This window comes from uncultured Granulicatella sp. (assembly GCF_963528315.1).
Taxonomy (GTDB): Bacteria; Bacillota; Bacilli; order Lactobacillales; family Aerococcaceae; genus Granulicatella.
Map to the genome: position 1 here is coordinate 1 of NZ_CAURVV010000052.1, position 11052 is coordinate 11052.

General features: G+C 33.1%; 9 protein-coding genes. All 9 read left to right on the forward strand.

The features are described from left to right. Nucleotides 1-70 precede the first annotated feature (70 nt). The 9 genes from RYK07_RS08070 (at nucleotide 71) to RYK07_RS08110 (ending at nucleotide 10854) form a co-directional block, all read left to right on the forward strand. Nucleotides 71-1132, forward strand: a complete 1062-nt coding sequence (locus RYK07_RS08070) for a PTS sugar transporter subunit IIC (RefSeq protein ID WP_314853351.1) — start codon at nucleotides 71-73, stop codon at nucleotides 1130-1132. Between the two features lie 15 nt (nucleotides 1133-1147). After that, nucleotides 1148-2077: a 2-dehydropantoate 2-reductase gene (locus RYK07_RS08075; RefSeq protein ID WP_314853353.1), complete on the forward strand. Its 930-nt coding sequence runs from the start codon at nucleotides 1148-1150 to the stop codon at nucleotides 2075-2077. A 491-nt stretch (nucleotides 2078-2568) separates the two neighbouring features. Then, the gene (locus tag RYK07_RS08080; RefSeq protein ID WP_314078682.1) at nucleotides 2569-3336 is read left to right on the forward strand and encodes an ABC transporter ATP-binding protein; all 768 of its coding nucleotides are present in this window, start codon (nucleotides 2569-2571) and stop codon (nucleotides 3334-3336) included. Then, nucleotides 3329-5311 carry an ABC transporter permease gene (locus RYK07_RS08085; protein ID WP_314853355.1) on the forward strand — a complete coding sequence of 661 codons (1983 nt, stop codon included), beginning with the start codon at nucleotides 3329-3331 and terminating at the stop codon, nucleotides 5309-5311. Before RYK07_RS08080 ends, RYK07_RS08085 begins: the two co-directional genes overlap by 8 nt. Nucleotides 5312-5494: 183 nt before the next feature. Next, a complete protein-coding gene (locus tag RYK07_RS08090; protein ID WP_314853357.1) occupies nucleotides 5495-6565 on the forward strand; it encodes an ABC transporter ATP-binding protein in 1071 nt (356 codons plus the stop codon). Next, complete coding sequence (locus tag RYK07_RS08095) at nucleotides 6565-7440, forward strand: sugar ABC transporter permease (RefSeq protein ID WP_314853358.1); 876 nt, start codon at nucleotides 6565-6567, stop codon at nucleotides 7438-7440. The genes RYK07_RS08090 and RYK07_RS08095 overlap by 1 nt, the downstream gene beginning before the upstream one ends. A 2-nt stretch (nucleotides 7441-7442) precedes the next feature. Further along, nucleotides 7443-8261 carry a carbohydrate ABC transporter permease gene (locus RYK07_RS08100; protein ID WP_314853359.1) on the forward strand — a complete coding sequence of 273 codons (819 nt, stop codon included), beginning with the start codon at nucleotides 7443-7445 and terminating at the stop codon, nucleotides 8259-8261. Then, nucleotides 8245-9537: an MBL fold metallo-hydrolase gene (locus tag RYK07_RS08105; RefSeq protein WP_314853360.1), complete on the forward strand. Its 1293-nt coding sequence runs from the start codon at nucleotides 8245-8247 to the stop codon at nucleotides 9535-9537. The genes RYK07_RS08100 and RYK07_RS08105 overlap by 17 nt, the downstream gene beginning before the upstream one ends. Before the next feature lie 27 nt (nucleotides 9538-9564). Beyond that, a complete protein-coding gene (locus tag RYK07_RS08110) occupies nucleotides 9565-10854 on the forward strand; it encodes an extracellular solute-binding protein (RefSeq protein ID WP_314853361.1) in 1290 nt (429 codons plus the stop codon). Nucleotides 10855-11052 lie beyond the last annotated feature (198 nt).

Genomic DNA, 11052 nt, shown 5'->3' on the forward strand with positions numbered 1-11052 from the left:
TTGAAAATATTGCTTTGTTTTCAGAAAGATTATGATATAATGAGTCCATTCAAAAGAAAGGGGAATGAATATGGATACAAATAAAAATTATTCAGCAAAAGAGTTTACAATGACTGTATTAAATGCATTAGCATTAGGGGTAGTTGTAACTTTAATTCCTGGGGCAATTTTAGGTGAATTAACAAAAGCGTTATTACCAGTGTTTCCTCAAGGGCAATTAATTATTCAAGCGACTCAAGTGGCTAATACTATGATGGGTGCTATTATTGGTTTAATGGTAGGACATTTCTTTAAATTTACTCCAATTCAAGCAGGAGCTATTGCTTTAGCTACTGTTTTTGCAGGAGGTGCACCTGGCTTTAATCCAGATGTTAAAGGCGTGGTATTCTCTGGTACTGGAGATATTATTACAATGGGTGTAACGGCAGCACTTGCAGCTGCATTTATTTTGTGGATTGGAGATAAAGCAAAAGCTTATTCGATTATCGTTATTCCAACGGTTACATTAGTGGTTATCGGTGGAATTGGAAGACTTGCTCAACCATATATTGTTAAAATTACAGCATTAATTGGTCAAGGAGTGGAATTCTTATTAACCTTACAACCAATTATTATGTGTATGTTAATTGCGATGACATTCTGTATTTTAATTGTGTCACCATTTACGACTGTAGGAATTGGTTTAGCAATTGGATTATCAGGCATTGGTTCTGGTGCAGCGAACTTAGGAATCTGTGCGGCAGGTTTTGGTTTAGCAGTTGCAGGATTAAAAGTTAATTCAGTAGGAACTTGTATTGCACACTTTATTGGATCTCCAAAAATGTCAATGGCAAATGTGATTGCAAAGCCTAAAATTTTATTACCAATGTTATGTTCTTCTGCATTATTAGGTGTTTTAGCAGCAGTCTTTTCTATTCAAGGAACTCCTGCAAGTGCAGGTTTTGGATTTAGTGGTTTAGTAGGACCTATTTATGCTTTAAACTTAATGGAAAATGGATGGACAGTTGGAAATATTCTATTAGTAGCAGTCATTTTCGTAGTGGCTCCAATCATTTTCAATGTTTTCTTTATCCATGTGTTCGAAAAAGTGGTACAATGGATTCAACCGGAAGATTATAAATTAACGGTATAATAAGGAGGAGTTATAATGAAAATTGCAATTGCAGGTGCTGGAGCAATGGGATGTCGCTTTGGTTACATGTTAACAAAAGCAGGACAAGATGTTGTCTTAATTGATGAATGGCCAGCGCATATTGAAGCAATTCGTACAAATGGATTACAAGTAGTAGATGGAGATACAACGGATACTTTACAAATTCCAATCTACAGACCTGAAGAAGTTCATGAGGAAGTAGATGTCGTTATTGCATTTACAAAATCAATGAAATTAGGGGAAATGCTTGAAAAAATCAAAGCAATTATTCATGAAGATACAAAAGTTGTATGTTTATTAAATGGTTTAGGCCATGAATATACAATGGAAAAATATGTTCCGCGTAAAAACATTATTATGGGTGTAACGATTTGGACTGCAGGATTGAATGGTCCAGGTGTGGCTCGTTTAGGCGGAACAGGAACTGTTGAAATTCAAGCAGTAGAAGAAGCAAGCGGTCGTGCGATTGCAGAAGAATTAGTCGCTGTAATGAATCAAGCAGGATTAAATGCAAGTTATAGTGAAGATGTATTATTCTCAATTTGGAGAAAAGCATGTGTAAACGGAACAATGAATGCAACGTGTGCCATTTTAGATGCGAATATTGGAGAAGTGTTTGATACAACTACAGCAGAAGCAATTGTGGATCAAATTATTCATGAATTCGTAGAAGTGGCTCATCATGAAGGTGTGAAAATTGATGAAGCTGAAATGAAAAATTATGTTTATACAGCTTCAAACAAAGTTCGTGCACACTATCCATCAATGCACCAAGATTTAATGCAAAATCATCGCTTTACTGAGATTGATTACTTAAATGGATTTGTTGCGAAACGTGGACAAGAATACGGCATTCCAACTCCATACTGTGCAATGATTACACAATTAATTCATGCAAAAGAACAAATTTTAAAAGTACAATAAGAAGAATTTTGAAGGACGAGACGAGAGTCTCGTCTTTTTTATGGAGAAATTAATAGAATTTTTTATATAAAAACCCACCTAACTATTCAAACTTTCGTCTGATTTGCTAGGTGGGTAAACTTTGTTGGCAGAGTTTCTGGCATAAGTGTATGATGGTTGTTATTTTTAGAATACCTCTGCCAATCAAAGCGAAGATTAACGAAAAGAACGAGGTTCTTTTCGGAAATCACATCAATAAAAAAGGAAAAATAAGTAAAATGATTGTTTAAATTAATCATTTTATTATATTGTTTAAGCAATGAATAGTCATTACTTTTATAAATGTATTATACGATTTTTATTGCTTTTTTAAAAGTAAAAACATTGAAATTTAATAAATTTCTTTCTTACAAAAATGTAAGAAACAAAAGGAAAATGATAGCTAAAATATAGGAATGCATCGCTTTTATTTGATAGAATGAATACAAATCAAAGAGAAAGTAGGAATTGACATGACATTATTAGATGTAAAACAAGTACAAAAAATTTACCATACAAGATTTGGAGCGATGCAAGTAGAAGCGTTGAAAGATATTACGTTTAGCGTTGAAAAAGGTGAATATGTTGCCATCATGGGGGAATCTGGTTCTGGTAAAACAACGCTACTAAATATTTTAGCGACATTAGATCGTCCAACAAAAGGACAAGTATTATTGAATCAATTAGATATTCAAAATATACCTGATAAAACATTAGCAGCATTTCGTCGAGATCATTTAGGATTTGTATTCCAAGATTTTAACTTATTAGAAACATTATCTGTGAAAGATAATATGTTACTTCCATTAGTACTAGCGAAGAAAACTGTTCAAGAAATGGAGAAAAAAGTAAAACCTGTTGCTACTATGTTAGGAATTGAAAAATTACTAGAAAAATATCCTTATGAATTATCGGGAGGGCAACAACAAAGAGTAGCCATTGGACGTGCAATGATGGCGGATCCTAGTATCTTACTAGCAGATGAACCGACAGGGGCATTAGATTCAAAATCTTCTAGCAATATTTTAGATGTGTTTGATACTTTAAATGAAAATGGACAAACTATTTTAATGGTAACGCATAGTACATTAGCCGCTAGTCGAGCTAAACGAGTGTTATTTATTAAAGATGGAATCTTGTATCATCAATTATTTAAAGGTGAACGTACAGATGAAGAAATGTTTGAAGCAATTTCTGATACATTAACAGTAATGGCTAATCGAGGTGAGAGTCATGTTTAAATTAATTAGTTCATTAGCAGTATCCAATTTAAAGAAAAATCGAACACTTTATATTCCGTTCTCGATTGCTTCTATTACAATGATGGTTATCACCTATATTCTATTGGCACTATCTACAAATAAAACGATTTTACAAAGTAGTGGTGGAAGCACGGTAGTTATGGCATTAGGTTTTGGTGTTGTGATTATGTTACTTGTCTCTACCTTAACGATGATTTATGCTAATGGCTTTGTCATGAAAAACCGTTCAAAAGAATTTGGATTATATAGCATTTTAGGGTTGGGTCGTTCGCAAATTCAATTGTTACAAGTTGTTGAAATGACGTTGTTTGCTTTGATAAACCTTATTGTTGGTCTTGTGTTAGGAGTATTATTGAATCGATTAGCGTTTGCTTTATTATTGAAAGCAATGCGATTTAACGTTCCAATTTCATATGAATTCCAAATTGCTTCAGTCATTATAATTGGAATTTTATTTAGCGGGATTTTTGTCTTCTTAATGATTTTAAATGCGATTAAAATTAGAGTAAGTCGTCCATTAGAATTACTCCGTGAAAAGAAATCAGGAGAAAAAACAGGTCGCTTCTTAAGTATTCGCGCACTAATTGGGGTAGCAATTTTAGGATATGCTTATTATATTTCTCAATCTATTGAAAGTCCGATTAAAGCATTAGGTTGGTTCTTTGTTGCAGTATTATTAGTAGTTATCGCAACTTATATTTTATTTGATGCTGGAAGTATTGCACTTCTACGTTTCTTGAAAAATCGTAAAACGTTCTACTATCGCCCAATTAACTTCATCTCAGTTTCTAACTTAATTTTTAGAATGAGAAAAAATGCGATGGGCTTAGCAAGTATTTGTATTTTATCAACAATGGTGCTTGTAACTCTTGGAACGACTGGTTCATTACAGTTTGGAGCGCAGGAAGTCATTAATCGAACAAGTCCAACTGATTTTGACTTCAGAGGAATGTATCGTAATCCAGAAGAAGTAGCAGAATATTCAAAAGAAGTAAAACAATTAGCGGCAAGTGCTTCTTCAAAAGTAACAGATTTTTATGAATATTCTTATATTTTAACAGCTGGAAATCATGAAGGAAATGTCTTAAATACCAATTTTAAACAATTAGGTGGTTTACCAGAGGCAATGCTCGTTCTTGTATCGGTAGAAGATTATAATCGTAATACAGGTGAAAATCTTACTGTTAACTCAGGAGAGATGTTACTTGGAGAAGAAAGTTTCAAAAAGAGACCTTCATTTAATCAAGTAGCATTAGGGGACAATACCATTTCAGTTGCACAGATTATTGATATTAAAAACTTTTCAAAAATTGCGGTGGCAAATCCGAATATTACCGATCACTCTTATATTGGTATTTTAAATGAAGAAGATATGGTAAAAGTTGTTCCATATTACAGTAAAGAAAACGATGCAGGACATCGATCTTATACAAGAAACTATATTGCATTATGGAATACTTCTAGTAAAACAGATGAAGAAAAGAAAAAAGAATTAGAATTGTATCAACAATCAGACATTGCTGGAGGAATTGATGGGAAAATAGAAATTGCTCAATTATTATTCCAATTTTATGGTTCCCTATTATTCTTAGGAATCTTATTAGCGATTGCCTTTTCAGTAGGAGCGGTCTTAGTGATTTACTACAAACAAGTTTCTGAAGGATATGAAGACCGTGAACGTTATGTTATCTTGAAGAAAATCGGTATTGATCAACCAATGATTCATCAATCGATTAATCGTCAAGTATTAATTGTATTCTTCTTACCATTATTAACAGCATTCTTACACACTGCGTTATCCTATAATATGGTAAGTAAAATTGTGTTAATCTTTGGAATTAAAGGAAGTATTATTGCTTTAACAATGTTAGCAGTAGCGGGAGTCTTTATGGTTGCTTACTTCTTAATTTACAAAATCACTTCAAGAGAATACTTCAAAATTATCAATCGATAGTAAAAATAAACGTCTTTAGTGAAAGCTAGAGACGTTTTTATATGCTTTTTTTCTTCGGGAATTATACGGAAAAATTCGTATAAAAAATATTTTTTTAAAAAATACTTAATATTTGTATCGCATGAAAGCGCAAAACATGATATACTAGAATGTATTCAAGTAAAGAAATTTGGAGGTTTACTCATGATTGATGTTATCGACTTAAATAAAGTATTCGATAATGGCTTTGAAGCATTAAAATCCGTTAACTTTTCAATTGAACAAGGGGATTTAGTTTGCTTATTAGGGCCTAGTGGTTGCGGAAAATCAACTATTTTAAATATGATTGCAGGGTTATTACAACCAACTGGTGGAGATATCCAATTTAAAAAATCTTCTGTTATTAATACAGAACCAAAAGATAGAAATATTGGATTCGTGTTCCAAAACTATGCATTATATCCTCATATGACAGTGTTAGAGAACATTATGTTCCCATTAACAGTAGGGGAAAAGAAAATCTCAAAAGAAGAAGCTAAAAAAGTTGCAGAAGAATACATGCAATTAACAAATATTGAAGAATTAGCTGAGAAAAAACCTGGTACTTTATCAGGGGGACAACAACAACGTGTTGCGATTACTCGTGCGTTAGTTCAAAAACCAGAAGTATTATTATTAGACGAACCATTAAGTAACTTAGATGCTCGTTTACGTTTAAAAATTCGTGAAGAAATTCGTCGTTTAGTAAAAGAAGTGGGAATTACAACTATCTTCGTAACTCACGACCAAGAAGAAGCTTTATCAATCAGTGATAAAATTATCTTATTAAATGAAGGTGTTATTCAACAACATGATGACCCTCAAAACTTATATTTAGAACCAAATAATTTATTTGTGGCTAAATTTATCGGAAATCCAATTATCAACATTTCAGAAGTTGAAGTAAAAGATGGTGTGATTCATCATCCATCATTCACTTTACAAGCAAGTGAATTAGTGGGAAATCGTTTCCGTAAAGAATTAGAAAATGGACATTACTACTTAGGATTACGTCCTGAAGATTTAGTTCCAAGTGAAAATGGATTATTTACAGTAACTGTTACGGCTGTAGAATTAATCGGTCGTGAACGTATTTTACACTTTACATTAGGAGAACAAGATATTAAATCAATCGTAAGTGTGGAACATAAGATTGAAGAAGGAGACACACTTTCATTTGACCTTCTAAGACATAAATTATTCTTATTCGATCAAAATGGAGAACGTGTATACTAATGAAAAAATATAATCCTGAGAATCAACCAAAGGCGTGGTTATTCCTTCTTCCGTCATTAGGTGTGATTTTATTATTTAATATTTACCCGTTAATTCGTTCATTTTGGATGAGTTTTCAAAAGGGTTCATTGTTAAAACTTCAATATACAGGTTTATCAAACTATCAAAAAGTTTTAGCAGATCCAGTGTTTCATAAAGCATTAATGAACACAGCTTTATATGCATTTGTAGTAGTACCAGTTGCACTATGTATTTCAGTTGTGATTGCTTGGATTATCTTTGAAAAGGTAAAACATAAGAGTGTGTTTGAAACAATTTTCTTCATGCCATATGTTACAAGTACAATTGCGATTGGGATTGTGTTCCGTTATTTCTTTAATGGAAGTTACGGATTAATCAACTTCTTACTAGGTTTAGTAGGAATTCCTGCTGTGAACTGGTTAGATAATGTCAATATGAGTATGCCAACATTAATTATTTTTGGTATTTGGACAGGACTTGCTTTTAATATTATTATCTTATTAGCAGGTTTAAGAAATATTGACCCAGAACATTTTAAAATTGCAAAAATGTTTGGTGCTACAGAAAAAGAAATCTTCTGGAGAATTACATTCCCTCAATTAGTACCAACAATTGCATTCTTATCTACAGTGAACTTAATCGGTGCCTTCAAAGTTTATACGCAAGTATATGCATTATTTGGAGGAACAGCTGGGGTTGCCAATAGTGCTACAACTGCCGTGTATTATATTTACGACAAGTTCCACGTAGCAGGTCGTCCAGGGATTGCGATGGCAGCAACTGTAATCTTATTTGTGATTATTCTGATTGCTACTTTCTTCCAAAATAAATTCTTGAGAAGAGCGGAGGGTTAATCATGAAAAAAGTAATCAATTATTTATTATTAGCATTGATTGTTATTTTATCAATCATTACCGTATTCCCATTTATTTATATGATTTTAACAGGGCTAATGACCTATGCGGAAGCAACAAGTATTCCACCAACATTAATTCCTAAATCATTACAATGGCAAAACTATTTTGAAGTATTCCAAAGAGCGCCATTCTTACGCTACTTTGCCAATACATTATTTGTATCATTATTTACAACTGCTGCAACAGTTATTACTTCATTATTAGCAGCATTTGCTTTAACAAGTTTAGAATTTAAATATAAAAAAGTTGTGACAATGGTCATGGTTTCATTATTAATGGTTCCTTATGAATCAATTATCTTTACAAATTATCAGACTATTGCACAATTAGGATTATTAGATACTTATCTAGCTTTAATCCTTCCATTTTTAACTAGTATTTTCTATATCTACTATCTAAATGGTTATCTTCGTGGGATTCCAAGTACATTCTACAAAGCCGCTAAAATTGATGGTGCATCAGATTTAGAATATATTCGTCGAATTTTAGTGCCAATGTGTAAGCCAGCGCTTGTAACAGTTGGGATTTTAACATTCATTATGAGCTGGAATTCATTCCTATGGCCATTACTTGCAACAAACACTAAATACTATCGTTTATTAAACAACGGTTTATCAGCCTTCACGACTGAAAGTGGTAGTGATGTTCAATTACAAATGGCTGCCGCAACATTGACAGTAGTTCCTATTTTGATTATCTATTTCGTATTTAGAAAAGAAATTATTAGAGGGGTTGCTAAGAATGGTATCAAAGGATAAAACCGTTGTTACATTCCATAGCGGAATTCTAACAATCGGAGGAACGGTAATCGAAGTCAGTTATGGGAATTCACATATTTTCTTTGACTTCGGAACAGAGTTTCGTCCAGAATTAGATTTGCCAAATGAACAGTTACAAACACTGATTCAATATGGAATCATCCCAAAACTAAATCATGTTTATGATCCACGTTTGGGCTATGAGTACGATGGAGAAGAAACGGGCGAGTATGAAAATACAGCGGTATTTTTATCACATGCTCACTTAGATCATTCAAGAATGATTAATTATTTAGATCCAGCTATTCCATTGTATACGTTAAAAGAAACAAAAATGATTTTAAATAGTTTGAATCGTAATGGAGATTTTTTATTACCAACACCGTTTGAAAAATCTCCTTTTACGAGAGAGATGATTGGCTTAGAACCAAATGCAATTGTAACTGTTGGTGATATTACAATCGAAGTTGTTCCAGTAGATCATGATGCATATGGTGCAAGTGCCTTATTAATTCGAACTCCAGATCATTTCATTACGTATACTGGAGATTTGCGATTACATGGTTATATACCAGAAGCAACTGTTGAGTTTTGTAAAAAAGCGAAACATACGCAGATGCTAATGATGGAAGGGGTAACGATTAGTTTCCCTGAAAGGCCAGTTGATCCAACTGAAATAAAACCATCCAATGAATTAGAAGTAATTGAAAAAGTGGTTCAATTCCAACAAGAAAATCCAAACCGTCCGATAGCTTTTAATGGCTATCCAGCGAATGTGGAACGTTTCGCAAAAATTGTTGAAGAATCTCCACGAACAGTAGTATTAGAAGCTCATATGGCAGCTTTACTACAAGAAGTTTTTGGAATTCATGCTCATTATTATTATTCAAATGAAGCAAATCAGATTCCAGAATTAAATCCTAATTTAGAAGTTTCCTATCAAACACTAATAGATGATCAAGGGGAGTATTTCTGGCAGGTAGTGGATAATTTTGATAAACTACAAGAAGGAACACTATACCTTCACTGTGATGCTCAACCATTAGGTGACTTTGATCCAAATTATCAAGTGTTTCTAGATTTACTAGCGAAACATCACATCGAATTTGTGAAAATCGCTTGTTCAGGTCATGCAAAACCTGCGGATTTAGACCGTATTATTGCGATGATCGAACCCCAACTTTTGGTTCCTATCCATACTTTAAAACCAGAATTACTGGAAAATCCGTATGGTGAAAGAATATTGCCACATCGTGGCGAAAAAATTGTGTTGTAAAACTATAAAAGAAAAAGGAGAACAATTATGAAATTCAAATCTTTAGTAAAAGCGACACTTGCGACAACATCAGTTTTAGTTTTAGGAGCTTGCGGCAATAGCGCATCAAACTCACAAAAAGAAACTAAAGCAGACATTCAAACAGAAGTAAAAGAGGAAACAAAAATTACTTTCTGGCATGCCTTAAATGGTAAATTAGAGGAAACTCTAACGAAATTAACTGAGGAGTTCATGGCTAAAAACCCTAATGTGAAAATTGAGTTACAAAACCAATCTTCATATAAAGATTTACAAGCTAAAATTAACTCTACATTAACTTCACCAAAAGATTTACCAACAATTACTCAAGCATACCCAGGATGGTTATGGAATGCTGCAGATCAAGATCAATTAGTTGATTTAAAACCTTACTTAGAAAATTCAACTATTGGTATTAAAGATGATGCTGCAATTCGTTCAGAATTATTAAAAGGTGCTCAAATCAACGGAGTTCAATATGGTATTCCATTTAACAAATCAACAGAAGTATTATTCTACAATGCTGACTTATTAAAAGAGTATGGTGTTAAAGTACCAACTACTTTAGATGAATTAAAAGAAGCAGCTAAAACAATTTATGAAAAATCAAACCACCAAGTTGTAGGTGCTGGTTTTGACTCATTAAACAACTACTATGCAACTGGTATTGTGAACAAAGGTGTTCAATTCAATAAAGAATTAGATATCACTGGTAAAGAATCAAAAGAAGTAGTTTCTTACTATGCTGATGGTATTAAAGAAGGTTACTTCCGTACAGCTGGTTCAGATAAGTACTTATCAGGACCATTTGCTAACAAACAAATTGCAATGTATGTAGGTTCAACTGCGGGTGAATCATTCGTAGCTAAAGGTGCTAAAGAAGCTGGATATGAGTATGGTGTAGCTCCTCGTCCTGAGAAAGTTAACATCCAACAAGGTACTGATATTTACATGTTCCAAAGTGCTTCTGAAGAACAACGTACTGCAGCTTACTTATTCTTAAAATTCTTAGCTTCTCCTGAGTCTCAATTAACTTGGGCACAAGCTACAGGTTATATTCCAGTAGTTTCTAAAGTGTTAGAAAGTGCTGAATACAAAAACTCTAATTCTAAAGTTCCAGCAGCAATCGCTGAAGGTAAAAAAGAATTATTCTCAATTCCTGTAATTGAAAATGCTGACTCTGCATATGCAGAAATCACTAAGATTCAAGAAAAAGTTTACAGTGATGTAAATGGTTCAAGCGTTGATAAAGTTTTAGAAGCTTCTAAAGCTGAATTCCAATCAGTTTGGAACCAATAATTTCTAATTAGACTTCCTTAATAGTAGTATTAGGACGCCAGCAGACCTTCGGTCTCATGGCTAAACTTCGAGCCTAGGGTCTCGAAGTTTATTTGAAACAAAGTACGAAAAAAAGACAAAAAGATACTACCTATGCTATAATATAAGTGGAAAATTTTTTAAATTGTCAAAGATAAAGCGTTAGTCTGTTGTCGCAGA

Excerpts from the sequence above, each read along its gene's own strand:
- RYK07_RS08100 (WP_314853359.1), top strand. The coding sequence starts at position 7,443 with ATGAAAAAAGTAATCAATTATTTATTATTAGCATTGATTGTTATTTTA.
- RYK07_RS08105 (WP_314853360.1), top strand. The coding sequence starts at position 8,245 with ATGGTATCAAAGGATAAAACCGTTGTTACATTCCATAGCGGAATTCTA.
- RYK07_RS08075 (WP_314853353.1), top strand. The coding sequence starts at position 1,148 with ATGAAAATTGCAATTGCAGGTGCTGGAGCAATGGGATGTCGCTTTGGT.
- RYK07_RS08110 (WP_314853361.1), top strand. The coding sequence starts at position 9,565 with ATGAAATTCAAATCTTTAGTAAAAGCGACACTTGCGACAACATCAGTT.
- RYK07_RS08095 (WP_314853358.1), top strand. The coding sequence starts at position 6,565 with ATGAAAAAATATAATCCTGAGAATCAACCAAAGGCGTGGTTATTCCTT.
- RYK07_RS08070 (WP_314853351.1), top strand. The coding sequence starts at position 71 with ATGGATACAAATAAAAATTATTCAGCAAAAGAGTTTACAATGACTGTA.
- RYK07_RS08080 (WP_314078682.1), top strand. The coding sequence starts at position 2,569 with ATGACATTATTAGATGTAAAACAAGTACAAAAAATTTACCATACAAGA.
- RYK07_RS08085 (WP_314853355.1), top strand. The coding sequence starts at position 3,329 with ATGTTTAAATTAATTAGTTCATTAGCAGTATCCAATTTAAAGAAAAAT.
- RYK07_RS08090 (WP_314853357.1), top strand. The coding sequence starts at position 5,495 with ATGATTGATGTTATCGACTTAAATAAAGTATTCGATAATGGCTTTGAA.